At 70.6% G+C, this 25,283-nt stretch carries 20 protein-coding genes; 11 read left to right on the forward strand and 9 right to left on the reverse strand.

Annotated elements, in window-relative coordinates:
- Positions 1–51 precede the first annotated feature (51 nt).
- The 8 genes from OG329_RS05880 to OG329_RS05915 all read right to left on the reverse strand — a co-directional run bounded on the left by OG329_RS05880 (position 52) and on the right by OG329_RS05915 (position 11,982).
- A complete protein-coding gene (locus tag OG329_RS05880; protein ID WP_405793252.1) occupies positions 52–993 on the reverse strand; it encodes an LD-carboxypeptidase in 942 nt (313 codons plus the stop codon).
- The gene (locus OG329_RS05885; RefSeq protein ID WP_405793253.1) at positions 990–3,005 is read right to left on the reverse strand and encodes a prolyl oligopeptidase family serine peptidase; all 2,016 of its coding nucleotides are present in this window, start codon (positions 3,003–3,005) and stop codon (positions 990–992) included. The genes OG329_RS05880 and OG329_RS05885 overlap by 4 nt, the downstream gene beginning before the upstream one ends.
- A gap of 12 nt (positions 3,006–3,017) precedes the next feature.
- Positions 3,018–4,325, reverse strand: coding sequence for a M20/M25/M40 family metallo-hydrolase (locus tag OG329_RS05890; RefSeq protein WP_405801668.1), 1,308 nt, complete (start codon positions 4,323–4,325; stop codon positions 3,018–3,020).
- Between the two features lie 106 nt (positions 4,326–4,431).
- Positions 4,432–5,265 (reverse strand): M55 family metallopeptidase, encoded by an 834-nt coding sequence (locus OG329_RS05895; protein ID WP_405793254.1) that lies wholly within the window; start codon positions 5,263–5,265, stop codon positions 4,432–4,434.
- A gap of 83 nt (positions 5,266–5,348) precedes the next feature.
- Positions 5,349–6,068, reverse strand: a complete 720-nt coding sequence (locus tag OG329_RS05900; protein WP_405793255.1) for a class I SAM-dependent methyltransferase — start codon at positions 6,066–6,068, stop codon at positions 5,349–5,351.
- 46 nt (positions 6,069–6,114) lie between these two features.
- Positions 6,115–8,628, reverse strand: a complete 2,514-nt coding sequence (locus OG329_RS05905; RefSeq protein WP_405793256.1) for a SpoIIE family protein phosphatase — start codon at positions 8,626–8,628, stop codon at positions 6,115–6,117.
- Between the two features lie 169 nt (positions 8,629–8,797).
- Complete coding sequence (locus OG329_RS05910; protein ID WP_405793257.1) at positions 8,798–11,239, reverse strand: MFS transporter; 2,442 nt, start codon at positions 11,237–11,239, stop codon at positions 8,798–8,800.
- Between the two features lie 284 nt (positions 11,240–11,523).
- Positions 11,524–11,982, reverse strand: coding sequence for an SRPBCC family protein (locus tag OG329_RS05915; protein ID WP_405801670.1), 459 nt, complete (start codon positions 11,980–11,982; stop codon positions 11,524–11,526).
- Positions 11,983–12,112: 130 nt separating this feature from the next.
- Here OG329_RS05915 and OG329_RS05920 point away from each other — a divergent pair, with 130 nt between their 5' ends.
- From OG329_RS05920 to OG329_RS05935, 4 genes are all read left to right on the forward strand, one after another.
- Positions 12,113–13,147, forward strand: a complete 1,035-nt coding sequence (locus tag OG329_RS05920) for an Rv2578c family radical SAM protein (protein ID WP_405793258.1) — start codon at positions 12,113–12,115, stop codon at positions 13,145–13,147.
- A gap of 22 nt (positions 13,148–13,169) precedes the next feature.
- Entirely contained in the window at positions 13,170–13,673 is a 504-nt protein-coding gene (locus OG329_RS05925) for an O-acetyl-ADP-ribose deacetylase (protein WP_405793259.1), read from the forward strand.
- A 157-nt stretch (positions 13,674–13,830) separates the two neighbouring features.
- Positions 13,831–14,235, forward strand: coding sequence for a RidA family protein (locus OG329_RS05930; RefSeq protein WP_405793260.1), 405 nt, complete (start codon positions 13,831–13,833; stop codon positions 14,233–14,235).
- 3 nt (positions 14,236–14,238) lie between these two features.
- Positions 14,239–14,766: a GNAT family N-acetyltransferase gene (locus OG329_RS05935; protein ID WP_405793261.1), complete on the forward strand. Its 528-nt coding sequence runs from the start codon at positions 14,239–14,241 to the stop codon at positions 14,764–14,766.
- Here the strand turns inward: OG329_RS05935 and OG329_RS05940 are convergent.
- The gene (locus tag OG329_RS05940; protein WP_405793262.1) at positions 14,750–15,427 is read right to left on the reverse strand and encodes a HEAT repeat domain-containing protein; all 678 of its coding nucleotides are present in this window, start codon (positions 15,425–15,427) and stop codon (positions 14,750–14,752) included. The two genes, OG329_RS05935 and OG329_RS05940, sit on opposite strands and share 17 nt — an antisense overlap.
- Before the next feature lie 426 nt (positions 15,428–15,853).
- On the opposite strand from OG329_RS05940, the gene OG329_RS05945 reads away from it, so the two are divergent.
- The 7 genes from OG329_RS05945 to OG329_RS05975 all read left to right on the forward strand — a co-directional run bounded on the left by OG329_RS05945 (position 15,854) and on the right by OG329_RS05975 (position 25,230).
- Positions 15,854–17,644, forward strand: coding sequence for a 3-hydroxyacyl-CoA dehydrogenase family protein (locus OG329_RS05945; protein WP_405793263.1), 1,791 nt, complete (start codon positions 15,854–15,856; stop codon positions 17,642–17,644).
- 160 nt (positions 17,645–17,804) lie between these two features.
- A complete protein-coding gene (locus OG329_RS05950; RefSeq protein WP_405793264.1) occupies positions 17,805–18,626 on the forward strand; it encodes a TetR family transcriptional regulator in 822 nt (273 codons plus the stop codon).
- Positions 18,627–19,122: 496 nt separating this feature from the next.
- Complete coding sequence (gene ccrA, locus OG329_RS05955) at positions 19,123–20,460, forward strand: crotonyl-CoA carboxylase/reductase (RefSeq protein WP_405793265.1); 1,338 nt, start codon at positions 19,123–19,125, stop codon at positions 20,458–20,460.
- Between the two features lies 1 nt (position 20,461).
- A complete protein-coding gene (locus OG329_RS05960) occupies positions 20,462–22,501 on the forward strand; it encodes a protein meaA (protein ID WP_405793266.1) in 2,040 nt (679 codons plus the stop codon).
- Entirely contained in the window at positions 22,498–23,499 is a 1,002-nt protein-coding gene (locus OG329_RS05965; RefSeq protein WP_405793267.1) for an HpcH/HpaI aldolase/citrate lyase family protein, read from the forward strand. Before OG329_RS05960 ends, OG329_RS05965 begins: the two co-directional genes overlap by 4 nt.
- Before the next feature lie 3 nt (positions 23,500–23,502).
- Entirely contained in the window at positions 23,503–24,021 is a 519-nt protein-coding gene (locus OG329_RS05970; RefSeq protein WP_405793268.1) for a MaoC family dehydratase, read from the forward strand.
- Positions 24,022–24,024: 3 nt separating this feature from the next.
- Entirely contained in the window at positions 24,025–25,230 is a 1,206-nt protein-coding gene (locus OG329_RS05975; RefSeq protein WP_405793269.1) for an acyl-CoA dehydrogenase family protein, read from the forward strand.
- The last annotated feature ends 53 nt before the right edge of the window (positions 25,231–25,283 follow it).

The following is a 25,283-nucleotide window of genomic DNA, read 5'->3' on the forward strand; positions in this document are numbered from 1 at the left end:
CGCGTCAGCGTAAGGCCCGCCAGGTGCCGGCCGCGCGAACCGGCCGCCGCGCTAGGTCAGCGCCGGCACCTGAAGCGTGAGCGTCCCCGTGTCGGCGCTCGCCTCCAGGAGTGCCGGGACGCCGAGGGGGACCGTCAGGTTCGTCGGGCCGTGGCCGAAGCCCAGCTCCTCGACCACCGGGACGCCGAGGCCGCCGAGCCGGTCGAGCATCAGGGCGCGTACGTCGTCGTACGGGCCGCAGTCCGCCCAGGAGCCGAGAGCGATCCCGGCGACGCCGTCCAGCCAACCGGAGCGCAGGAGTTGGGTGAGGATCCGGTCCAGCCGGTACGGCTCCTCCTCGATGTCCTCGATCAGCAGCAGTCCCCCGGCGGCGGACGGGCGGGCGTGCGGGGTGCCGAGGTCGGCGGCGAGGAGGCTGACGCAGCCGCCGAGGGTGATGCCGTGCGCCCGGCCGGGGATCAGACCGTGCGCCGTGTCGAGGCCGATGACGCGGACCGTCTCGGGTTCGAGGAGCGTCGCGCGCAGGGATTCCTGGGTGGCCGGGTCCTTGAGGAAGGTCAGCGCCGCGACCATGGGGCCGTGCAGGGTGCTCACGCCCGCCCGTACGGCGAACGCCTCGTGCAGCGCGGTGATGTCGCTGTAGCCGACGAAGGGTTTGGGGGCCGCGGCGCGCATGGCGTCCCAGTCGAGCAGGTCGACCATGCGCTGGACGCCGTAGCCGCCGCGCGCGGACAGGACGGCGTCGATCGTCGGGTCGCACCAGGCGTCCTGGAGGTCGCGGGCGCGTGCCTCGTCCGTCCCCGCGAGATAGCCGAACTCCCGGTGGGTGTCCCGGACATGGGGTGCCACGACGGGATCGAGGTCCCAGCCCCGCAGGATGTCCAGGCCCGCTTCGAGGCGGTCGGCGGGCACCGGGCCACTGGGCGCGACGACGGCGACCTTCGCGCCGGGGCGCGGCCGGGGCGGGCGGATCAGCGGGGCGACGGGGGTCATGTCTTCAGCTCCAGCACCGGGACGTCGGGGCGGTCGATCCCGAACGTCTGGGCGTACAGGGACAGTTCCGCCTCCAGCGCGCGGACCATGGTGGCTGTCTTACGGAAGCCGTGGCCCTCGCCCTCGAAGGTGATGTACGCGTGCGGGACGCCGCGCCCGGCCACTTGTTCGAGGAAGCGTTCGCACTGGACGGGCGGGCAGATCACGTCGTCCAGCCCTTGCAGCAGCAGGAACGGGGCGGTGATCCGGTCGACGTGGTTGATCGGGGAGCGTTCGCGGTAGCGGGCCGGGACGTCGGCGACGGGGCCGACGAGCGATTCCAAATAGCGCGACTCGAAGTCGTGGGTCCCGTCCTGCGTCCAGTTGGCCAGGTCGAGGATCGGGTAGATGACGGTGCCGCAGGCGTAGACGTCGGTGCCGGTGAGCGAGGCGGCGCTGGTCCAGCCGCCGGCGCTGCCGCCCCGGACGGCGAGCCGCGCGGGGTCGGCGGTGCCCTCGTCGGCGAGGGCGCGGGCGACGGCCGCGCAGTCCTCGACGTCCACGACGCCCCACTGCTCGCGCAGTTGTTCGCGGTACTGGCGCCCGTAGCCGGTGGAGCCGCCGTAGTTGACCTCGGCGACGCCGAAGCCGCGCGAGGTGAAGTAGGCGATCTCCAGGTCGAGTACGAGCGGGGCGTGGCTGGTCGGGCCGCCGTGCGCCCACACCACGTACGGCGGCAGTTCGTCGCCGGGCGCGCTGTGGTCGGGGCTGTGCGGCGGGTAGATGTGGGCGTGGATCTCGCGGTCGTCCGGGCCGGTGAACGTACGGATCTGTGGCTCGGGGTAGTACACGGGGTCCACCGGGTCGTCCCGCCGTGCGCCGATGGCGCGGGCCCGCCCGGTCGTGGTGTCCAGCTCCACGATCTCGTACGCGCTGCGCGGGCTGGCACCGACACCGATCACGCGCGACCCCCGGACGGCGAGGGTGGCGGCCCACTCGGTCCAGGGCCCGGCGGCGTCCGCGAGCTGGCCGGTCTCGGGGTCGAGTACGCCAAGGGCGGTGGCGCCCTTGCCGTGGACGACGGCGATCATGCCGTCGTCCATCGGCGCGAACCACTGGAGGCCGATCTTCCACAGCGGCCCGCCGAACTCCTCCTCCACGGCGGGGCTCAGCAGCACCGGCGCCCGCACTCCCAGCGGCGCCGACGCGTCGAGCCGCAGTTGGTACAAGCGCCACCAGTCGCCGGGGTCGCAGACGTACAGCAGTGAGCCGTCCGCCGCCCAGTCCACCTGTGCGACCGATTCCAGCGGGCCCCCGGCGACGGTGCGCACCTGCTCGAAGGCGCCCGCCTCCGTCACATCGGCGAGCAGCAACTCCGTGCCGTCCCAGGGCATTCGGGGGTGGTCCCAGGCGATCCAGGCGGCATGCCGGCCGTCCGGCGAGACGCGCGGTCCGGTGACGAAGCGGTGCCGGTCGTCGGTCAGTTCGCGCAGCGCCGTACGGTCGTCGGCGGCCGAGCCGTCCAGCGGGACGGCGGCGAGGACGCGGCGCACATCGGTGGGTGCTTCGCCGGTGAACTCCTCCAGTACGCACCAGACTTCGCCGCTGGCGAGGTCCAGTCGCGGGTCGGCCCAGCGCAGGGTGCCGCCTCGCCGGCCGTCCGGGGCGGGGGCCGGGGTGAGCGGGCGCGGGGGCCCGTCGCCGTCCGGCTCGTAGGCGTAGAGCCGCTGGTCGGGGAAGTGGGCGAAGACGACGAGGGTGGAGCCGTCGGCCCGTACCGCCGCGTCCCAGGGTTTGCCGCCGTACTCGATGACCCTGCTGCGCACGTTCCACGGGGCGGGCAGGACCGAATCCTCACCGCCGTCGGACCGGCCGCGTACGAGTGCGCGCCGGCCACCCTCGGCGGGCCGCGGCTCCGTCCACCACACCTCGTCGCCGACCGTGCCGACGAACTCGGGCCGCCCGTCGTGCGAGGCGGCGAGCGTGGCGTCGATCGGTGACGGCCAGGAGCCGTAGGGTCTCGGCTGCTCCATGCCCAACTCCCTCTACGCGGTCTGGAGATAGTGGTCGAGAACGCGGACTCCGAAGTGCAGGGCGTCGACCGGGACGCGCTCGTCGACGCCGTGGAACAGCGCCTGGTAGTCGAATCCCACGGGCAGCTTGAGCGGTGAGAAGCCGTAGCCGGTGATGCCGAGACGGGAGAACTGTTTGGCGTCCGTGCCGCCCGACATGCAGTACGGCACGACGTGCCCGGCCGGGTCGAACCGCTCGACGGCCGCGCGGAGTTTGGCGTACGTCGGGGAGTCGACCGGTGCCTGGAGGGCGACTTCGCGGTGGTTGAACTCCCAGTCGACGTCGGGTCCGGTCAACAGGTCGAGCGTGGCGCGGAATTCGTCCTCGCCACCGGGCAGCATCCGCCCGTCGACATAGCCCACGGCCTGACCGGGGATCACATTGACCTTGTAACCGGCCTCCAGGACCGTCGGGTTGGCGCTGTTGCGCACGGTCGACTCGACCAGGGCGGCGGCGGGGCCGAGCTTGGCGAGCAGGGCGTCCGCGTCGAAGTGCTCGGCGTCGACGTCGGCGTCGATGTCATGCAGCGCGGCGAGTTCCTTGAGGGCGGCGGTGACGGTGGGCGTGAGCCGGACCGGCCATCGGTGCTGGCCGATACGGGCGACGGCCTCCGCGAGCCTGCTGACGGCGTTGGCCCGGTTGACCTTGGAGCCGTGGCCGGCCCTGCCGTGCGCGGTGAGTTTGAGCCAGCCGGTGCCGCGCTCGCCCGCCCCGACGGGGTAGAGCGTCATGCCGTGCCCGGCGTGGAAGGAGAACGCCCCGGACTCGCTGATGCCCTCCGTACAGCCCTCGAACAGCTCCGGGTGGTGGTCGGCGAGGAAGCCGGAGCCGTCGATCGCGCTGGCCTCCTCGTCCGCCGTGTACGCGAGCACGATGTCGCGGCGCGGCCGGACCCCGGAGCGGGCCCAGGCGCGGACGACGGAGAGCACCATCGCGTCCATGTTCTTCATGTCGACGGCCCCGCGCCCCCACACGACGCCGTCCCTGACCTCGCCGGAGAAGGGGTGCACGGACCAGTCGGCGGGCTCGGCCGGTACGACGTCCAGATGGCCGTGGACCAGGAGCGCGTCGGCGGTCGGGTCGGTGCCGGGGATGCGCGCGACCACGTTGGTGCGGCCGGGGGTGCGTTCGAGGAGGGTGGGCTGAAGTCCGGCGGCGGCCAGCCGCTCGGCGACGTACTCGGCGGCGGGGCGCTCGAAGCAGTCGCCGTTGCCCCGGTTGGTCGTGTCGATACGGATCAGCTCCGAGGTGAACGACACCACCTCGTCCAGCGCCACCATGTCGACGGCGTCGGCTCGGTCGGTACTCGCACTCGCACTCGCGTCCGCGGGCGTTCTGTCGGGCGTCATGTCGCGCGGCCCGGCAGGCGTCTTGTCGGTCGTCATGTCAGCCATACTGCTCCTCCACCGCGGCGGAGACGATCGTGGTGACCGCCTTGAAGGTGCGAATGCCGTCGTACATCGTCCCGCTCGAGTACGCCACACGCCGTTCGCCGCTGCCGACCACGCCCGGAACGACCGTGGCGGCGGCGGCCAGATGGGCGGCGTCGAACTCCAGCTCGACGGTGAACGGGCCGCCGCGGACCGGTTCGTACCGTACGGCCAGAGCGGTGGCCTCCTTGGCCGCCGCGCGGATGTCGGCGGCGGTGCGCGCGGGGGTGCGGCAGACCGCCGCGTACCGCGAGACATGGTCCTTCACGGCGACCTTGCGGGCGGCGGGGGCGTAACCGTCGGCGTCCAGGCAGGTCAGATCGTCGCCGGTGACAAGGATCACGGGGACGCCGTACTCGGCGACGACGTGGGCGTTGAGCAGCCCCTCGCTCGCGCGCGCTCCGTTCAGCCAGACGCCGGTGATGGAGTTGGCGAGATACGTGTGCGCGAGGACGCCCTCGGTGCCCGCGCCCGTGTGGTAGCCGACGAAGGCGATCGCGTCGACGTCGCCGTGCTGCACGCCCTCGACCATGCTCAGCGACTTGTGGCGCCCGGTGAGCATCTGGGCGCGTTCGTCCAGCTCCTCGAGCAGCAGATTGCGCATGGTCCAGTGCGCCTCGTTGATCAGCACCTCGTCGGCGCCGCCGTCCAGGAAGCCCAGGACGGCGGCGTTCACATCCGAGGTGAACAGGGTGCGGCAGCGCTCCCACTGCGGCGTCCCGGGCAGGACGTCGGCCGGCCAGGTCACACCGGTGGCGCCTTCCATGTCGGCGCTGATGAGGATCTTCATGCAGCGAAACCGTACGCGCCGCCGGACGCGTCGACCACCCCCGGCCCTCCCGGGCCGCCGACGCGTCGGACGGGGGCGATTCGTCAGACGGGAGCCAGGACGAACCACCTGGCGGGCAGCTCCATCCGGGTGCCGTCGGCCAGATACTCCGTCTGAGGCAGCGTGGTGTCCCCGCTGCCGATGATCCGCAGGCCCGCCTCGCCCAGCAGCCGGGGCACTTCGTCGTCGGCGGCCCCGGCCGGCTTCAGTCCGTGGTCGAAGACCCGGCGCAGTTTCGCGGGCGGTCCGCCCGGTGCCGCCGCCGCCTGCTGGAGCACCGTCTTGGACCCGGAGGTCAGCTCCACGACGAACGCCCTGCCGCGCTCGCCGAGCAGCGTGGCCACCGCCCCGGCGACGGCGGGCCGGTCCTGCGGTTCGCTCTGGTGGATGACGGCGCGCATATAGACGTGTGTGTCGCCGACCCGCGCCGACAGTTCCCGTACCGCTTCCCCGTCGACAAGATTGAGCTGCTCGAACTCGGCCACCTTCGCGGTGTCGGCGCGCCGCGCGTGCTCGATCGCCGCCTGCGAGAGGTCCACGCCCACGGCGCGCGCGAAGCGGGTGGCGAGATAGCGGGTCTGGGTGCCGTTGCCGCAGCCGAGGTCGATCACGGGCAGCGAGGGGTCGGCGTGCGGCAGCAGTATGGCGCAGTGCGGTATCGCGGTGAGGGAGGGGTCGGAGTCCCAGATCGCCTCACCCGGGGCGTCGGAGGTCTCGCGCCAGTAGCTCTCCCACGCGTCCCGGTACCGCTGTGACAGGCCCATCCGTGCCTCCCGAATTCGGCCCCGCCAGGGGCGAATTGACGGCGCGTCACTTACGCGCCAGATAGGCCCCTCCCTTTCCCGCCAGGGACTGTTCGAACCACACAGTCTTGCCCTGTGCGGAACTGCTGCTTCCCCAGCCCCGGGCCAGTCGGCTCACGATCCGCAGGCCCCGCCCGATCTCGTCGTCCGCCGTCGCGCCCAGCAGGGTCGCCGGGGCCGGTTCGTCGTCGGTGACCTCGCAGAGCAGCGCGTCCGTGCGCACCAGCCGCAGCCCGACATGGCGGATGCGGGCGTGCCGTACGGCGTTGGTGACCAGCTCGCCCACCATCAGCTCCGCGTTCTCCACGGCTCCCGGCAGATCCCAGTCGTACAGCTTGCCGCGCACCAGGCGCCGGGCCCGCGCGACCTCGCGCGGGTCGAGCGCGAGCTGCCACTCGGCGACGTCGCCGTCCGGGACGCCGTTGAGTCTGGCCATCAGCAGGGCCACGTCGTCGTTGCGCCCGCCCTGGGTGTTGAGCGCGCGGATGATCGTGTCGCACGCCTGGTCCATGGAGGCGGCCGGATGCGCGGCCGACTCGCAGAGCGCCGCGAGACCCGCGCCGATGTCCTGGCCGCGCACCTCGACCAGACCGTCGGTGCACAGCACCAGCCGGTCACCGGGGCCGACTTGGACCGTCGCGGTCTCGAAGGGCACGCCGCCGACGCCGATGGGTGCGCCGGTCGGCAGGTCGAGCAGTTCGCTGCGGCCGTCCGCGGCGCGGACCAGGACGGGCGGGATATGGCCGGCGTTGGCGATCTGGAGCTCGCAGCGGATGGGGTCGTACACCGCGTACAGGCAGGTCGCCAGATAGTTCTCGCCCAGGCGCTGCGCCAAGTCGTCCAGCTTGCGCAGCAGTTGGGCGGGCGGCATTTCCATGGTCGCCATCGTCTGCACGGCCGTACGCAACTGGCCCATCATCGCCGCCGAGTTGAGGCCATGACCCATGACGTCGCCCACGACGAGCGCGGTACGTGATCCGGGCAGTTTGACGGAGTCGAACCAGTCACCGCCGATCCGGCCGAGCCGGGCGCCGGGCAGATAGCGGGTGGCGATGTCGCAGCCCGGCATGCGGGCGGCGACCTGCGGCAGCATGCTGTCCTGGAGGGTGTCGGCGACAGTCTCCTGATACGTGTACATCCGGGCGTTGTCGAGGACGAGACCGGCCCTGGCGGCCAGCTCGGCGCCGGTCGTGCGGTCCATGTCGTCGAAGGGCTGCCGTCCCTGACGGCGCATCAGCACCATGAAGCCGAGCACCACGTCACGCGCCTTGAGCGGGACCAGCAGCATGGAGCGGTTGTTGATGAGCGGGCGCAGGTCGCGCTTCTCGAACTGCGCGGAGATCCGGTCGCCGTCCTCCTCGCTGAGCCGCGGGATGAGGACCGGTTCGCCGGTGACCATGCACTGGAAGAACGGGGTGTGCTCGGGGAAGGCGATGGCCTCGCCGACCGGCACGGTGTCGTCCCAGCGGCCCGGTTCGTCGTTGTGCTCGACCCAGACCCGGTGCCAGATGGTGGTCACGTCGGGCGGGCCGGTGGGGAAGCCCTCGCCGGCCAGGACGGCGGCGCGCAGATGGGTCCCGGCGAAATCGGTGAAGCGGGGCACGGCGGCGCTGGTGACCTCGCGGATGGTGCGCGCGAGATCGAGCGAGGAGCCGATGAGACCACTGACCTCGTTCAGGAATTCCAGCCGCTCGCGGACCGCCGCGTATTCGAGGTCGAGTTCGGGATCCGGCGCCGGTACGGATACGGGCGCCGATACGAGTGCCGGTACGGATAGGGGCGCCGGTACGGATACGGGTGCCGCTGCGGGCCGGCCGGCGGGGTGGTGGTGCGCGAGAGCGGTGCCGCCCTTCGCGCGTCTTGCCCCGCGCCGCGGCACGCCCCAGTCGGGGGTCACGGGCACCCGTTCGTGGCGGCTGAACTCCAGTACCGGATAACCGAGTTCGAGAACCTGGGCGACCACGCGCTCCGACTCGGCGACGCTCATGTTCGGCAGGATGTGCGGGAGTTGCCCGGCCAGCGACTGCGAATCGGGGAATTCGGTGTGCAGCGAGAAGCTCGGCGCGATCCGGCCACTGTCGGCGTCACCGACGTCGCCGCGGAACTGGTCGACGTCCGCGGCGAGTACGAGATGGCGCCCCGTTCCCGGACCCGCCAGCGGATAGGCCCACCACAGCACGTCGAGCTGTGGGCGTCCCGCGTCGGACAGCTTCGCCCGGCCGGCGGTGGGGTAGGAGCTGCGTCCGTGCAGCTCCGGGCCCAACTCGTCGTCGGCGCCGTACGATTCGTAGGCGCCGTTGACCCGCCCCGTGCGGTCCTCGGTGAGGGCTCCGGAGACCGGCATCAGGTCACCGGCCGGCTGCCCGACCGCGGTCTGTTTGGAGTGGCCGAAAAGCCGCCGCGCACCGCTCGACCAGTGCGACACGAGGCCGTCTGCGTCCACGACGACAACGGCAAGCGGAATCCGGCCGGTCACGGTGCGCCCGCGCCGTGACCGGAGCGGCGGAGTGCCACTGTCCATGGGTGGAAGGCTCCTTCCCCGCCGCCGGGATCTGCGGCTGTGCACCCACGGTACGGCTCTGAACACGCAATGCGCCGGGCAATGAACTATTAGGTCGTGCGCCCGCGTACGCCGGTAAATTGACTGAAATTCAGTCAGTCATTCAGCCGGTGATCCACTCGGCCGACCGTCAGTCCGCGTGGCCCAGTTGCAGGTCCCTCTCGGTGCGTCCGCCGCCCGCCATCCGCAGCACGGTGGCCACCGGCGGATAGCCCGCGGCGATGACCGTGTATTCGCCGGACGACAGATCGACGAAGCGGAATGTCCCGTCCGCGCCCGTCGTGAGCGTGTCGACCACATTGCCCGCCGCGTCGAGCAGGGTGACGCGCGCGTCCTCGACCGGACGGCCGCCGCCGGCCCGTACGGTGCCGCGCAGTACCGCCCCGCCGGCCAGCTCGATGTCCTGCTGGGTCTCGCGCGACGCCTGGACGCTGACGAGCAGCGCGGCGGGCCGGAAGGCGGGCGCGCTGGCCGCGAGGGTGTACTCCCCCGCCACCAACTCCGAGATCACATAGCTGCCTTCACGCCCGCTGCGGGTGGAGGCGACCACATCCCCGCGTACGTCGGTGAGGGTGACGGCGGCGTCGCGCACGGGTGTGCCGTCGGCGGTCAGTACGGCGCCGGCGAGGCGTCCGGCGCCGCCGAGGACCACGTCCAGCTCGACGGGGCGCTCCCCGACGGTGACCGTGACGGCCTGCGGCTGGTGCCCGCCCGCCGCGGCGATCATCACGTACGAACCGGCCCCCGGCACGCTGAGCGCGTACCGCCCGTCCTCGCCGCTGGCCCCGCGCCCGATCTGGGTGCCCTGTACGTCGATGAGGGTGAGCGCGGCGCGCGGGACGGTGCTGCCGTCGTGGTGCTGGACGGTGCCGCAGACGGGGACGCCCGGCGGATACGAGTGCGGGGCGGCGGCGTTCGCGGAAGCGGCGGCCGGACCGGAAGCGGAACCGCTGCGGGCGGCCGGGACGGCGGTGGACTCGGCGGCGGAGGCGTTGTGGGACACCAGCGGTTTCTCCTTGAGGAAGCAGGCGATGAGCAGGCCGAGCAGGAGCACCGGCACGAGGTAGAGGAAGATCCGCGGCATCGCGTCCGCGTACGCCTGGATATAGCTGTCCCGCAGCGCGGGCGGCAGCGCGTGCACCATCTGCGGGGTGATGGATTCGGCGCTGGGCAGCCCGGCGCCGGACGGCACGCGGTCGGCGAGCGCGTCGGTGAGCCGGTCGGCGAACAGCGTGCCGAAGATGGCGGCGCCGACGCTGCCGCCGATCTGCCGGAAGTAGTTGTTGGCGCTCGTGGCGGTGCCGAGGTCGCGGGGCTGGACCGAGTTCTGCACGGCGAGGATCAGGACCGGCATGACCAGGCCGATACCGATACCGAGGACGGCCTGCCAGAGGCTGTATTCGAGCCGGGAGGTGTCGGTCTCCAGGCGGGACAGCAGCCACATGCCGACGGCGGAGACGGCGGCGCCGAGGATCGGGTAGATCCGGTAGCGGCCGGTACGGCTGATGAGTTGGCCGGAGACGACGGAGGCGGCGACGATGCCGCCCATCATCGGCAGCATCAGCAGACCGGACTCGGTGGCCGACGCGCCGTCGACCATCTGGAGGAAGGTCGGCAGATAGCTGGCGGCGCCGAACAGCGCGACACCGATGACCGCGCCGACGAGACCGGTGATGTTGAAGATCGAGTCGCGGAACAGCCGCAGCGGGATGATCGGTTCGGGCGCGAAGTGCTCGACCACCACGAACAGCACGGCCGTTACGACGGCGCCGACTGCCAGGCCCAGGATCTCGCGCGAGCCCCACTCGTACTCCGTACCGCCCCAACTGGTCAGCAGGACCAGGCAGGTCGAGGCGGCGGCGAGCAGCACCGCGCCCATGATGTCGAGCCGGGCCCTGCCGCGCGGCTTGGGGAGTTTGAGTACGACGGTGACGACGGCGAGTGTGACGAGGCCGAACGGCACGTTGAAGTAGAAGCACCAGCGCCAGGAGACATGGTCGGTGAAGAAGCCGCCGAGCAGCGGTCCCGCGACCGAGGCGAGGCCGAACGCGCCGCCGATGAGGCCCATGTAGCGCGCGCGTTCACGGGGCGGCACGATGTCGGCGATGATCGCCTGGACGCCGATCATGAGCCCGCCGGCGCCGGCGCCCTGGAGGGCGCGGAAGGCGATGAGTTCGTTCATGGTGCGCGACCAGCCGGCCAGGGCCGAGCCGACGACGAACACGACGATCGCGAACTGGAAGACGCCCTTGCGGCCGAAGAGGTCGCCGAGTTTGCCGTAGATCGGCAGGCCGATCGTGGAGGTCAGCAGATACGCGGTGATCGCCCAGGACATCCGGTCCAGGCCCTGGAGTTCCCCGACGATCTTCGGCAGGGCGGTGGCGACGATCATCTGCTCCAGCGCCGAGAGCAGCAGCGCGAGCATCAGTCCGAAGAAGACCAGACGCACCCGGCGCGGGGAGAGTTCACCGCCCTCGGTGGCGGCGCCGGGGGCGGGTGGGGGCGGGTCGATCGCGGCCGGAGCGGGCACGGCGGCCTGCTCGTCGTCCTTCACCAGCGTGATCCCACCCACGAATTGCTCCCCTTCGTCGCGTCTGCGCGGCGTAATTCTTCACATTGCACGCAGAGCGGGAGCAAGCTGGGCGCTTCACCGAAAGAGGTACGGCGCACGGTGGCACGGGGTGGCGAGGAGCGGTCGGGGGGCGCTCATCAGCGGCTTTCCCACGACGCGTGGTGCGCGGGCGCACGTCACGCGTCGCGGGTTAAATCACTCGAACCAGTGACGCCGGGAAGGTCGTCCGTTGCCGTCCAGGACGCCCCGGCCTCGGGGGACTTGACGGTTGGAGACTTGACGGTTCAGGACGCTTCGGCGGCCTTCTCCGTCTCCTTCGCGAGCTTTTCGAGCAGTTCGTCGTAGATACGGGCGAGGCCCTTGGGCGCGAACGTCCTCTCGAAGAAGCCGCCGATACCGCCGGCCCCGTCCCAGACGCTGGTGACGACGGCCTTCGAACGGCCCTCGCCCGCCGGGGTGACGACCCAGGTGGTGACCATCGAGGAGTTGCGGTCCTTCTCCACGAGCTGGCCGTCCGTGGGCTCGGTGACCTCGAGCAGACAGTCGCGGACGCGCTTGCTGGTCGCCTGGAGCTTCCAGTGGACGAGCGTCCCCTCGCCGTCGCCGCCCTCGCGGACCTCGTACTCGCTGAAGTGCGCGGGCAGCACCTTCGGGCGGATGTCCTGGTAGTCCGCCAGCGCGTCGAACACCGCCTCCGGGTCCGCCGCGATGATCCGCTCCGTCGTGGCTTCGACCTGCGCCATGGCTTCCTCCAGCATTCGGTTCTCCGGGCGACCAGCCAACCATCTTCGGCAGGCGTGCCCAAATCCGGGGTTGCTTCGATCATGGGAACAAGTGTTCTATTCTGTGGTCAGTACATCTGAGGAGGCGCACATGCGCTGGGACAATCTGGCCGAGAACGCCACGTCGACCCGTGACGCCGCGCTTTTCGGTACCGACGCGGTGACCACCAGGACCTTCGACACCCCCGAATTCCGCGGCATCACGTTCCACGAGATCCGCGCCCGTTCCATCGTGAACCGGGTGCCGGGCGCGTCGCGCATGCCGTTCGAGTGGACGGTCAATCCGTACCGGGGGTGCACACACGCCTGCGTGTACTGCTTCGCCCGCAAGACCCACAGCTATCTGGACCTCGACACGGGCCTCGGCTTCGACTCGCAGATCGTCGTGAAGATCAACGCACCGGCGCTGCTGCGCCGCCAGCTCGCCTCCCGCCAATGGCAGGGCGCGCACATCGCCATGGGGACGAACGTCGACTGCTACCAACGGGCGGAGGGCCGTTACCGGCTGATGCCGGGCATCATCGCGGCGCTGCGCGACCACGCGAACCCGTTCTCCATCCTGACGAAGGGCACGCTGATCCTGCGCGACCTGGAGCTGCTGCGCCAGGCCGCCCAGGTCACGGACGTCGGCGTGTCCGTCTCCGTCGGTTTCACCGACCAGGAGCTGTGGCGCACGGTCGAGCCGGGCACACCGTCCCCGGAACGCCGCCTCGACGCCGTGCGCACACTCACGGACAGCGGCATCGGCTGCGGGGTCCTGATGGCCCCGGTCATCCCCTTCCTCGGCGACAGCGCGGACCAACTGCGGGCCACGGTGCGGGCGATAGCCGCGTCCGGGGCGACGTCGGTGACCCCGCTGGTGCTGCATCTGCGGCCGGGGGCCCGCGAGTGGTTCATGGCGTGGCTGCGGGAACACCACGCGTATCTGGTGCCGCGCTACGAACGGCTGTACGCGGAGGGCGCGTACGCGCCGAAGTGGTACCAGCGCCGCATCACGCGCCAGGTCCACGAACTGGCGGACGAGTTCGGCATCGGCCCGGCGGGCCGCGCGGGCCGGCGGACGCCGGCCCCGGAGCGCGTCGACGTGACACCGGAGCCGGGCCCGACGCAACTGACGCTGTTGTAGTGCTGGGTGCGATCATCCCGGTATGACAGTGATCGAGGTCGTACACGGCGACATCACGCGGCAGGACACGGACGCCATCGTCAACGCGGCGAACGAGTCACTGCGCGGCGGGGGCGGCGTGGACGGGGCGATCCACCGGGCGGCGGGCCCACGGCTCACCGAGGCGGGCGCCGCGATCGCGCCCTGCGCGCGGGGTGACGCGAAGGCGACACCGGCCTTCGATCTCACCCCGCCGATCCTGCATGTCATCCACACGGTCGGCCCGGTCTGGAAGGGCGGCGACCGCGGCGAGGCGGACAACCTGGCCTCCTGCTACCGGCGCTGCCTGGAGGTCGCGGATGAACTGGGCGCCAGGAGCGTGGCGTTCCCGGCGATCTCCACGGGCATCTTCGGATTCCCGCCGGAACGGGCGGCCCGGATCGCGGTGGACACGCTCAGGTCCACGCGCACGGACGTCGAACGGATCAGGCTGATGGCGTTCGACGAACAGACGCACCGGTTGCTGACGGCGGCGGTCGCCGCGTAGCGCGTGCGGACGCGTGCGGTGCGCTGCGGTGCGCTGCGGTGCGTGGGCGGTGGCCGGGCGGACCCGCGCAACCCGACCCGCCCGCCCCGCCGGGCGAAGCGCCCCGCCGGGGGAAAAGCATTCGGCCGTTGTCAGTGGCGTCCGCGAGGATGGCGGCATGACCCGACTCACTCACGTGCACTCCCCCGCCGGCGTCGCCCCCGGAAACGGCTACAGCCACGTCGTCTGGGGCACCGGGCGCTTCGTCGCCGTGTCCGGGCAGTGTGCCTTCGACAGCGACGGGAAGATCGTCGGTGAGGGGGACGCCGAGGCGCAGGCGCGGCAGGTGTTCGAGAACCTGCGCCGCTGCCTCGCCGAGGCCGGTGCCTCCTTCGCCGACGTCGTCAAGCTGACGTTCTTCGTGACCGATGTCGCGCATCTGCCCGCCGTACGGATCGCGCGCGACGAGGTCATCGACAAGGAGCGGCCCCCGGCCAGCTCCGCCGTCCAGGTGTCCGCCCTCTTCCGGCCCGAACTGCTCGTGGAGATCGAGGCGTTCGCGATCGTCGGCGAGGACGCCTGACCCATGACCCCGCTCATCCGCGCGATGACCGCCGACGACTGCGACGCCGTCGCCGCCCTACGGATCGACGGCTGGCGGTGGGCGTACACCGGGCTGATACCGCAGTCCTACCTCGACGCGATGAGCGTCGAGGAGGACGCCGCCCGCCGGCGCGCCCAACTCGCCGATGGCGACGGCAGGGTCGTGAATCTGGTGGCGGAGCGCGCCGGTCTGGTCGTCGGCTGGGGCTGCCTCGGGCCGAGCCGCGACGAGGGCGTGCCCGACGGAGCCGGTGAGTTGTACGCGCTGTACGTGTCGCCCGGCCATGTGGCGACCGGCGTCGGCAGGAGCCTCCTGGACTCCTTGCTGGGGCACGCCGCGGCGCACGGCCACTCGCCGCTCCTGCTCTGGGTCCTCGAAGAGAACCACCGCGCCCGGCGCTTCTACGAAATGGCCGGATTCTTACTCGACGGTGCCGAGGAACCCTTCGAGGTGGACGGTGTCGCCGTGCCCGAGGTGCGTTACGCGCGCGGCCTCACCCGAGCCGTCTGAGCGCCTCCGACGCGGCGGCGGACAGCCGGGGATGCGCCCGCGCGCTGCGCAGCAGGGGCAGCGCCCGCCGGTCGCCCAGGCGCCCCAGGCCCTCCACGCACGCGAGCGCCACCCGCCAGTGGGTCTCGTCCGGGGCGAGCAGCCGCTCCAGAGTGGCGATCAGGGCCGGTACGGACTCCGGCGCCCGTAGCTCGGCGAGCAGCCGCACCGGGTGGAGCGCGTACGCGGTGCGCAGCACGTTGGTGGCGAGCGCGGCGGCGGCGCGCGGCGTACGGGGGTCGCCGAGTTTCACCAGCGCGTGCGCGGCCGACACACAGCGTTCGGTGTCGCGGTGGTTCAGGAGCAGCACCAGCGCCTCGAACGCCCGCCGGTCGCCCGCGCAGCCGAGCCGGAACGCGGCGATTTCCCGTGCCCACAGGGGGTGTTGGGGAGCGACGAGGACGTGGGCCAGTTCTTCGTGGTCCTCGGTGGCGATCAGCCGCCGGTACGTGGCCGAGTCGCCGGACTCGTCCCGTAACCGGTCCGCGAGCAGATGTGATTCCTCGTCGGTGACGTCCCGTGCGGCGTGGGCGGCGTTGGCGGCGTTGGCGGCGTTGGCGGCCAGCGGCGCCCGGGGCCTGCCCACTCCGACCGTCTCGGCCGGCCGTTCCAGCTCGTTCATGCCGGGCAGAGTATCCGCGCTCCGTGTCCGACAGGACGCGCTCCGTGACCGCCCGGCACGCGAACGGCCGGTTTCCGCCGGTGACGTACCGCACATCTCCCCAGGGCTGGCGCGCTCGTTACCCGCCGGTTAACCTCAAGTGAGCGGGAAACCCCCGCGGCTCCCGGTGGCCTGGTGACGCAGCCACCGTGAGTGTCCGTCGGTTCGGCACACAGGCTCCGGCCCAGATGGTCCGGCACCACGGCGCGACTCCGGGACAGGGTCCGCCGACTCCTTCTCCGTTTCTCCGACGCCCACAACGCACCGCACCGCACCACACCACCGCACCACAACGCCCCTGCGGCGCGCGCCTGTCGGCGGCGGCCCCGGGCAGCGGCAACGCGCCTGTCCCCTCTTCAGTCGTCACTCATCCCCTGGAGTCCCGTGATGGACATCCCTCTCTCCACCATCGCCGTCGTCGGCCTCGGCACGATGGGCACCGGTATCGCCGAAGTCCTCGCCGGCGCCGGCCGTGAGGTCATCGGCATCGACATCGACGAGATCGCCACCGCCCAGGCGGTCGCCGCGCTCGAAGCGTCCACCGCGCGGGCCGTGGAGCGCGGGCGGATCACCGAGGAGGAGCGGCGCGGCGTGCTCTCCCGGTTCCGTACGTTCACCGACCTCCAGGCCGCCGCGGACGCCGATCTCGTCATCGAGGTCGTCCCCGAGTCGTACGACATCAAGCAGCAGGTCCTGCGCGCGCTGGACGGCGTCGTCGGCCCCGCCACCATCCTGGCGACCGGCACGAACGCGCTGTCGGTGACCCGGCTCGCCGCCGACTCCGCGCATCCCGAGCGCGTGCTCGGCATGCACTTCTTCAACCCGGCCCCCGCGATGAAGCTGGTCGAGATCGTGTCGTCGGTGCTGACCGCGCCGACCGCCGTCACCGCCGTCACCGCGCTGGCCCGTGAGCTGGGCAAGGAGCCCGTCGCCGTGGGCGACCGGCCCGGCTTCGTCGCCGACGGGCTGCTGTTCGGCTATCTGAACCAGGCAGCGGCGATGTACGAGGCCAAGTACGCGTCGCGCGAGGACATCGACGCCGCGATGCGGCTCGGCTGCGGTCTGCCGATGGGCCCGCTGGCGCTGCTCGACCTGATCGGCGTCGACACCGCCCGTACGGTCCTGGAGGCCATGTACGCGGCGTCGCGCGACCGGCTGCACGCCCCGGCGCCGGTCCTGCGCCAGCTCAGCGAGGCCGGGCTCACCGGCCGTAAGTCGGGACGCGGCTTCTACACGTACGAGGCGCCGGGCAGCGGCACGGTGGTGCGCGACGCGCTGACCCCGCTGGACAGGAAGCCCGGCGGGGGCACCGAGCGGGGCGCGGTCCGCTCGGTCGGGGTGGCGGGCTCGGGAACGATGGCGAGCGGGATCGCCGAGGTCTTCGCCAAGGCGGGTTACGTCGTGGTGCTCGCCGCCCGCAGCCAGGAGAAGGCGGACGCGGCCAAGGCGCGGGTCGCCAAGTCCCTCAACCGCTCTGTCGACAAGGGGCGGCTGACCGGGGAGGCACGCGACGACGCGCTGACGCGGATCACCCCGGCCCCTTCGCTGGACGCGTTCGACGAGGTGGATCTCGCGGTCGAGGCCGTGACCGAGGATTTGGAGGTCAAGCGGCAGTTGTTCGCCGCGCTCGACAAGGTCTGCAAACCGGGCGCCGTGCTGGCCACCACGACGTCGTCACTGCCGGTCGTCGCGTGCGCCCGCGCCACGACGCGCCCGCGGGACGTGATCGGCATGCACTTCTTCAACCCGGCTCCGGCGATGAAGCTGGTCGAGGTGGTCCGTACCGTCCTCACGTCGGACGAGGTCCACGCCACGGTCCGCGAGGTGTGCGCGACGATCCGCAAGCACCCGGTGGACTGCGGCGACCGGGCCGGTTTCATCGTGAACGCGCTGCTGTTCCCGTATCTGAACAACGCGGTGAAGATGGTCCAGGAGCACTACGCGACGCCGGACGACATCGACGCCGCGATGAAGCTGGGCGGCGGCTATCCGATGGGCCCCTTCGAGCTGCTGGACGTGGTCGGTCTCGATGTCTCGCTGGCCATCGAGCGCGTCCTGCACCGCGAGTTCCGCGACCCCGGCCTGGCGCCCGCGCCGCTGCTGGAACACCTGGTGGCGGCGGGCTGTCTGGGCCGCAAGACGGGACGCGGCTTCCGCGAGTACGCGGCGCGGCGCTAGGGAGTGTTTGAGAAGTCCCGCCCGGCCCGCGGGCGGACAGCGCTACACGGACACGCCATGTCCGGCCGTCCCCTCCAACCGCCGGACGGCGTGTTCGCCGCCCGTCCGGCGGTTGACCCGCAGGCGCGCCCTTGTGTACGGATGCAGTACGTTCGTGGTCATGGCTCAGCCCGCTGACTCCGCCCGACGGCCCGCCCGTACGAACACCGCAACCGACGCCCCGGAGAGCGCGGCCGGTGGCCGCGCGGCGGCCCAGCGGCTGAAGATGCGCCGGGAGCTGTCGGCGGCGGCGATGGAGCTGTTCTCGACCAAGGGGTACGAGGCGACGACCGTCGACGAGATCGCCGCGGCGGCCGGGGTCGCGCGCCGGACGTTCTTCCGGCACTTCCGTTCCAAGGAAGAGGCGATCTTCCCCGACCACGACGACACGCTCGTGCGCGCGGAGGCGGTCCTGAACGCGGCGCCGGCGCACGAGCATCCGCTCGACACCGTGTGCCGGGGCATCAAGGAAGTCATGCGGATGTACGCGGCTTCGCCGACCCTGTCCGTGGCGCGCTACCAGCTCACCCGCGAGGTGCCCACGCTGCGCGAGGCCGAGATCGCCTCGGTGGCCCGTTACGAACGTCTCTTCACCCGCTATCTGCTGGGCCACTTCGACGAGCACGAGCACACCGACGGCAACGACGACCCGCTGCTCGCCGAGGTGGCCGCGTCCGCCGTCGTCACCGCGCACAACCATGTGCTGCGGCGGTGGCTGCGGGCCGACGGCCAGGGCGACGTGGAGACGCAGTTGGACCATGCCTTCGCGATCGTCCGTGACATCTACGGCTCCGGCATCGGCGCGGGCCGGACCATGGGCGGCGGCGAGCGGCCCGCCGCCTCGGTGAGCGCCGGCGGCGAGGTGCTGGTGGCGGTGGCCCGTACGGACGCACCGCTGGACGAGGTCATGCGCACCATCAAGCAGGCGCTCAAGAAGCCGTGACGCGCCCCCTGCAAGGCCCCCGGCGACAAGCGCGGCATCGCGCTCGGTAACACGCCCCGCGCGACAAGCCCTCCGTGACACGCCCCCACTGAGACACCCCGCTGTCAAGTAGCCACTTATGGTGACATTTCACCTCACAGAGTGGACTGCTGGTGCTCATGCGTGCCTCGCGGATGACAACTGAGACAAATTCCTGGCACGCAGTGCCTTGTCCAACGACACGGCGTGCCATACGTTGTAGATGTCCGGGCGGCCGGCGTACCGAGACCTCTCGTACGCCGGCTGTCCCCGCGAGCCACCCGGCCCGCGCGCCCGGACGCCTGCGTCACAGGCATCCCACACGCCCACCCGGCGTCGCCGAGCACGAGCACGAGCGCCACCACGCGCCGAACCGACGGCACACCTTCACCGCACCACGCGCACAGCGCGACTCCTCGTCCCATCCCCCAGGGACCTGTTCAGCGTTCCCGCAACACGCTTCGCCGGAGGCCACACCGTGAAGGACATCCTGGACGCGATCCAGTCGCCGGACAGCACGTCCGCCGACTTCGCCGCACTGCCGCTGCCCGATTCGTACCGCGCGGTGACCGTGCACAAGGACGAGACCGAGATGTTCGCCGGTCTCGAATCACGCGAGAAGGACCCGCGCAAGTCGCTCCATCTCGATGACGTACCGGTGCCCGAACTCGGCCCCGGCGAGGCCCTGGTGGCCGTCATGGCCAGCTCGGTCAATTACAACTCCGTCTGGACCTCGATCTTCGAGCCGATGTCGACCTTCGGCTTCCTGGAGCGCTACGGCAAGCTCAGCGAGCTGTCGAAACGTCACGATCTGCCGTACCACGTCATCGGCTCCGACCTGGCCGGGGTCGTCCTGCGCACCGGACCGGGCGTCAACGTCTGGCATCCGGGCGACGAGGTCGTCGCGCACTGTCTCTCCGTGGAGCTGGAGAGTTCGGACGGGCACAACGACACGATGCTCGACCCCGAGCAGCGCATCTGGGGCTTCGAGACCAACTTCGGCGGCCTCGCGGAGATCGCACTCGTCAAGTCCAACCAGCTCATGCCCAAGGCCAAGCACCTCACCTGGGAGGAGGCGGCGGCGCCCGGCCTCGTCAACTCCACCGCCTACCGCCAGTTGGTGTCACGCAACGGCGCCGGGATGAAGCAGGGCGACAACGTGCTGATCTGGGGGGCGAGCGGCGGACTCGGCTCGTACGCCACCCAGTTCGCGCTCGCTGGCGGCGCCAACCCGGTCTGCGTCGTCTCCAGCGACCACAAGGCGGAGATCTGCCGGCGCATGGGCGCCGAGGCGATCATCGACCGTACCGCCGAGGAGTACCGCTTCTGGCAGGACGAGCACCACCAGAACCCGCGCGAGTGGAAGCGGTTCGGCAAGCGCATCCGCGAACTGACCGGCGGCGAGGACGTCGACATCGTCTTCGAGCACCCGGGCCGCGAGACCTTCGGCGCCAGTGTGTACGTCACCCGCAAGGGCGGCACCATCGTCACCTGCGCCTCCACCTCCGGCTACACCCACGAGTACGACAACCGCTATCTGTGGATGTCGCTCAAGCGCATCGTGGGCTCGCACTTCGCCAACTACCGCGAGGCGTGGGAGGCCAACCGCCTGGTGGGCAAGGGAAAGATCCACCCGACGCTGTCCAAGGTGTACGCCTTGGAGGAGACCGGCCAGGCCGCGTACGACGTGCACAGCAACCGGCACCAGGGCAAGGTGGGCGTCCTCGCGCTGGCACCCCGCGAGGGCCTGGGCGTCAGCGACCCCGAGACCCGCGCGCGGCACATCGACGCCATCAACCGCTTCCGGGACGTGTGACATGCCGGAAGCGGAACGGGAGTCCGGCAGCGGCAGGGGCCCCAAGGACCGGCCGTGGCTCATGCGGACGTACGCCGGCCATTCGACCGCCGAGGCGTCCAACGCGCTGTACCGCAACAACCTCGCCAAGGGCCAGACCGGACTCTCGGTCGCCTTCGACCTGCCGACCCAGACGGGTTACGACCCCGACCACATCCTCGCGCGCGGCGAGGTCGGCCGGGTCGGCGTCCCCGTCTCCCATCTGGGCGACATGCGGCGGCTGTTCCACGACATCCCGCTCGCCAGGATGAACACCTCGATGACCATCAACGCGACCGCCATGTGGCTGCTCGCGCTCTACCAGGTGGTCGCCGAGGAGCAGGGCGCGGACAGCGATCTGCTCCAGGGGACGACGCAGAACGACATCGTGAAGGAGTATCTGTCGCGCGGGACGCACGTCTTCCCGCCGGTGCCCTCGCTGCGGCTGACCACCGACATGATCACGTACACGGTCGCGCACATCCCCCGGTGGAACCCGATCAACATCTGTAGCTACCACCTCCAGGAGGCGGGGGCGACCCCGGTCCAGGAGATCGCGTACGCGATGTCGACGGCGATCGCCGTGCTCGACGCGGTGCGCGACAGCGGACAGGTGCCGGCGGCGCGGTTCGGTGATGTCGTCGCCCGGATCTCGTTCTTCGTGAACGCCGGGGTCCGCTTCATCGAGGAGATGTGCAAGATGCGCGCCTTCGGCCGCATCTGGGACCAGGTCACGCGCGAGCGGTACGGCGTCACGAACGAGAAGCAGCGGCGGTTCCGTTACGGCGTCCAGGTCAACTCCCTGGGTCTGACCGAGGCGCAGCCGGAGAACAACGTCCAGCGCATCGTGCTGGAGATGCTGGGCGTCACCCTCTCCAAGGACGCCCGTGCCCGCGCCGTACAACTCCCGTCCTGGAACGAGGCGTTGGGGCTGCCCCGGCCGTGGGACCAGCAGTGGTCGCTGCGTATACAGCAGGTACTCGCCCTGGAGAGCGATCTGTTGGAGTACGAGGACATCTTCGCCGGGTCGCACGTCGTGGAGGCGAAGGTGGCGTCCCTGGTCGAGGACTCGCTGGCGGAGATGGCCCGGATCGAGGACATGGGCGGTGCGATGGCCGCCGTCGAATCCGGCTATCTGAAGTCGCGGCTGGTCTCCTCGCACGCCGAACACCGGGCGCGTATCGAGTCGGGCGAGGAGAAGATCGTCGGGGTCAACTGCTTCGAGGAGACCGCGCCCAGTCCACTGACCGCCGATCTGGACACCGCGATCATGACGGTCGACCCGGCGAACGAGGCGCGTGTGGTGGCCGCGCTGGACGAGTGGCGGGCACACCGGGACGACGCGCGGGTGAGCGAGTCGCTGGCCGCCCTCAAACGGACCGCGGCCGGTACCGGCAATCTGATGGCGGCGACCGTGGAGTGCGCGCGGGCCGGGGTGACGACCGGTGAGTGGTCCTTCGCGCTGCGGGACGTCTTCGGCGAGTACCGGGCGCCGACGGGGGTGGGCGGCGCGCCGGTCGCGGTCGCCGCCGAGGCGGGGACGCCGCTCGCGGCCGTACGGGAGAAGGTGTCGCGTACGGCGGCGGAGCTGGGCTCGGGGCGGCTGCGGCTGCTGGTGGGCAAGCCGGGGCTGGACGGGCACTCCAACGGGGCCGAGCAGATCGCCGTACGCGCGCGGGACGCCGGGTTCGAGGTCGTCTACCAGGGCATCAGGCTGACGCCCGAACAGATCGTGAACGCCGCCGTCGCCGAGGACGTGCACTGCGTCGGCCTGTCGATCCTCTCCGGCTCGCACGCCGCGCTGGTCCCGGACGTGCTCGGCAGACTGCGGGACGCGGGGGCCGGGGACATCCCGGTCATCGTCGGCGGGATCATCCCGGGCGCCGACGCCGAGGCGCTGCGGGCCGCCGGAGTGGCCGCCGTCTTCACCCCGAAGGATTTCGGGATCACCGAGATCATCGGCCGTATCGTCGACGAGATCCGTCACGCGAACAAGCTCGACCCCTTGGAGGTCCGCACATGACCACGTCGACCACGTCGGCCACGTCAACCGCGTCGCAAACCCCCGCCGACAGGCTCCGCCCCCGCCGCACCTGTCTGGCGGTGCCCGGCTCGAACCCGCGCTTCCTGGAGAAGGCTCAGGGGCTGCCGGCCGACCAGGTCTTCCTCGATCTGGAGGACGCGTGCGCGCCGCTCGCCAAGGAGGGCGCCCGGCACACGATCGTGGACGCGCTCAACAAGGGCGACTGGACGGGCAAGACCCGGGTCGTACGTGTCAACGACTGGACGACGCACTGGACTTACCGCGACGTGATCACGGTCGTGGAGGGCGCGGGCCACAATCTGGACTGTGTGATGCTGCCCAAGGTCCAGGACGCGCAGCAGGTCGTGACGCTCGATCTGCTGCTGACCCAGATCGAGAAGACGATGGGCTTCGAGGTCGGCCGGATCGGTATCGAGGCGCAGATCGAGAACGCCAAGGGCCTGGTGAACGTGGACGAGATCGCGGCCTCGTCGCCGCGTCTGGAGACCATCGTGTTCGGCCCCGCCGACTTCATGGCGTCGATCAACATGAAGACGCTGGTGGTCGGGCAGCAGCCGCCCGGTTACGGCGCGGACGCCTACCACTACATCCTGATGCGGATCCTGATGGCGGCCCGTACGCACGACCTCCAGGCGATCGACGGGCCGTTCCTACAGATCCGGGACGTGGACGCGTTCCGCGAGGTCGCGGGCCGCGCCGCCGCGCTGGGCTTCGACGGCAAGTGGGTCCTGCACCCGGGCCAGATCGACGCCGCGAACGAGATCTTCTCGCCGTCGCAGGAGGACTACGACCACGCGGAGCTGATCCTCGACGCGTACGACTACGCGACGTCCGAGGCGGGCGGCAAGAAGGGGTCGGCGATGCTCGGCGACGAGATGATCGACGAGGCGAGCCGCAAGATGGCGCTGGTCGTCTCCGGCAAGGGCCGGGCGGCGGGGCTGCGGCGGACCTCGGTCTTCGAAGTCCCGGAGGCGTGAACGATGCGATTCGGACGCACCTTTGAGGAGTTCGAGGTCGGGGCCGTCTACAAGCACTGGCCGGGAAAGACCGTCACCGAGTACGACGACCACCTGTTCTGTCTGCTCACCATGAATCACCATCCGCTGCATCTCGACAGCAACTACGCCGAGAAGACGACCGATTTCGGCAGGAACGTGGTGGTGGGCAATTACGTCTACTCGCTGCTGCTCGGTATGTCTGTCCCGGATGTCTCCGGGAAGGCCATCGCCAATCTGGAGGTCGAGTCGCTGCGGCACATCGCGCCGACCTTCCACGGCGACACGCTGTACGGCGAGACGACCGTCCTGGACAGGACACCGTCACGGTCCAAGGACGACCGGGGGGTCGTGTACGTCGAGACCAGGGGCTACAAGCAGGACGGCACGGTCGTGTGCGTGTTCCGCCGCAAGGTGATGGTGCCGACCGCCGCCTATGTCGAGCGGCGCGGCGGCGAACAGCCGGGCCGCCCCGAGCCGATGCCTACGACGAGGGAGATCTGATCCATGAGCCGTCTCGCCCAGACCGCGGACCTGACCGACATCCAGCGCGAGATCCTCGCCACGGTAAGGGACTTCGTCGACAAAGAGATCCTGCCGGTGGCCACCGAACTGGAACACCGCGACGAATATCCGACCCGGATCGTCGAAGGGCTCAAGGAACTCGGTCTGTTCGGGCTGATGATTCCCGAGGAGTACGGCGGTCTGGGCGAGTCCCTGCTCACGTACGCGCTGTGCGTGGAGGAGATCGCCCGCGGCTGGATGTCCGTCTCGGGCATCGTCAACACGCATTTCATCGTGGCGTACATGCTCAAACAGCACGGCACCCAGGAGCAGAAGGACACCTTCCTGCCGCGTATGGCGGCCGGTGAGGTACGTGGCGCGTTCTCGATGTCCGAGCCGGGGCTCGGCTCGGACGTGTCGGCGATCACGTCGAAGGGCGTCAAGGACGGCGACGAGTACGTCCTGGACGGCCAGAAGATGTGGCTGACGAACGGCGGTACGTCCACGCTCGTCGCCGTTCTGTGCCGCAGTGACGAAGGCCACCCGGAAGGCACGGCCCGGCATAGGTCGATGACCACGTTCCTGGTCGAGAAGGAGCCCGGCTTCGGTGAGGTGCGGCCCGGTCTGACCATCCCCGGCAAGATCGACAAGATGGGCTACAAGGGCGTCGACACCACCGAGTTGATCATGGACGGACTGCGCATTCCGGCCAATCGGGTCCTCGGCGGCACCACCGGCCGAGGGTTTTACCAAATGATGGACGGCGTCGAGGTCGGCCGTGTGAACGTCGCCGCGCGTGGCTGTGGCGTCGCACAACGTGCCTTCGAACTCGGCGTCTCGTACGCCCAGCAGCGCCACACTTTCGGCAAACCGATCGCCCAGCACCAGGCGATCCAGTTCAAACTGGCCGAAATGGCGACGAAGGTCGAAGCAGCTCATGCGATGATGGTGAATGCGGCACGCAAAAAGGACTCCGGGGAACGAAACGACCTGGAGGCAGGGATGGCGAAGTACCTCGCCTCCGAATACTGCAAGGAAGTCGTCGAGGACGCCTTCCGTATCCACGGGGGTTACGGCTTTTCCAAGGAGTACGAGATCGAGCGCCTTTACCGCGAGGCACCGATGCTGCTGATCGGCGAAGGTACCGCCGAGATCCAGAAAATGATCATTGGTCGCCGGTTGCTGGAGGAGTACCGATTCCAGGGTTGATCACGGCCTTTCATCCCATTTGACCGCCCACGACATCACCCCGCGTCATCGGC

Origin of the sequence: Streptomyces sp. NBC_01506 (genome assembly GCF_045040295.1) — a bacterium.
Lineage (GTDB): Bacteria > Actinomycetota > Actinomycetes > Streptomycetales > Streptomycetaceae > Streptomyces.

Bases quoted from the DNA above. Each gene is read 5' to 3' on its own strand.
- OG329_RS05960 (WP_405793266.1), top strand. From the start codon at position 20,462: ATGCCGGAAGCGGAACGGGAGTCCGGCAGCGGCAGGGGCCCCAAGGAC.
- OG329_RS05905 (WP_405793256.1), bottom strand. From the start codon at position 8,628: ATGGACAGTGGCACTCCGCCGCTCCGGTCACGGCGCGGGCGCACCGTG.
- OG329_RS05925 (WP_405793259.1), top strand. From the start codon at position 13,170: ATGACAGTGATCGAGGTCGTACACGGCGACATCACGCGGCAGGACACG.
- OG329_RS05930 (WP_405793260.1), top strand. From the start codon at position 13,831: ATGACCCGACTCACTCACGTGCACTCCCCCGCCGGCGTCGCCCCCGGA.
- OG329_RS05920 (WP_405793258.1), top strand. From the start codon at position 12,113: ATGCGCTGGGACAATCTGGCCGAGAACGCCACGTCGACCCGTGACGCC.
- OG329_RS05975 (WP_405793269.1), top strand. From the start codon at position 24,025: ATGAGCCGTCTCGCCCAGACCGCGGACCTGACCGACATCCAGCGCGAG.
- OG329_RS05900 (WP_405793255.1), bottom strand. From the start codon at position 6,068: ATGGGCCTGTCACAGCGGTACCGGGACGCGTGGGAGAGCTACTGGCGC.
- OG329_RS05970 (WP_405793268.1), top strand. From the start codon at position 23,503: ATGCGATTCGGACGCACCTTTGAGGAGTTCGAGGTCGGGGCCGTCTAC.
- OG329_RS05945 (WP_405793263.1), top strand. From the start codon at position 15,854: ATGGACATCCCTCTCTCCACCATCGCCGTCGTCGGCCTCGGCACGATG.
- OG329_RS05890 (WP_405801668.1), bottom strand. From the start codon at position 4,325: ATGGTGGCGCTGGACGAGGTGGTGTCGTTCACCTCGGAGCTGATCCGT.
- OG329_RS05950 (WP_405793264.1), top strand. From the start codon at position 17,805: ATGGCTCAGCCCGCTGACTCCGCCCGACGGCCCGCCCGTACGAACACC.
- OG329_RS05940 (WP_405793262.1), bottom strand. From the start codon at position 15,427: ATGAACGAGCTGGAACGGCCGGCCGAGACGGTCGGAGTGGGCAGGCCC.
- OG329_RS05880 (WP_405793252.1), bottom strand. From the start codon at position 993: ATGACCCCCGTCGCCCCGCTGATCCGCCCGCCCCGGCCGCGCCCCGGC.
- OG329_RS05895 (WP_405793254.1), bottom strand. From the start codon at position 5,265: ATGAAGATCCTCATCAGCGCCGACATGGAAGGCGCCACCGGTGTGACC.
- OG329_RS05935 (WP_405793261.1), top strand. From the start codon at position 14,239: ATGACCCCGCTCATCCGCGCGATGACCGCCGACGACTGCGACGCCGTC.
- OG329_RS05965 (WP_405793267.1), top strand. From the start codon at position 22,498: ATGACCACGTCGACCACGTCGGCCACGTCAACCGCGTCGCAAACCCCC.
- OG329_RS05915 (WP_405801670.1), bottom strand. From the start codon at position 11,982: ATGGCGCAGGTCGAAGCCACGACGGAGCGGATCATCGCGGCGGACCCG.
- OG329_RS05885 (WP_405793253.1), bottom strand. From the start codon at position 3,005: ATGGAGCAGCCGAGACCCTACGGCTCCTGGCCGTCACCGATCGACGCC.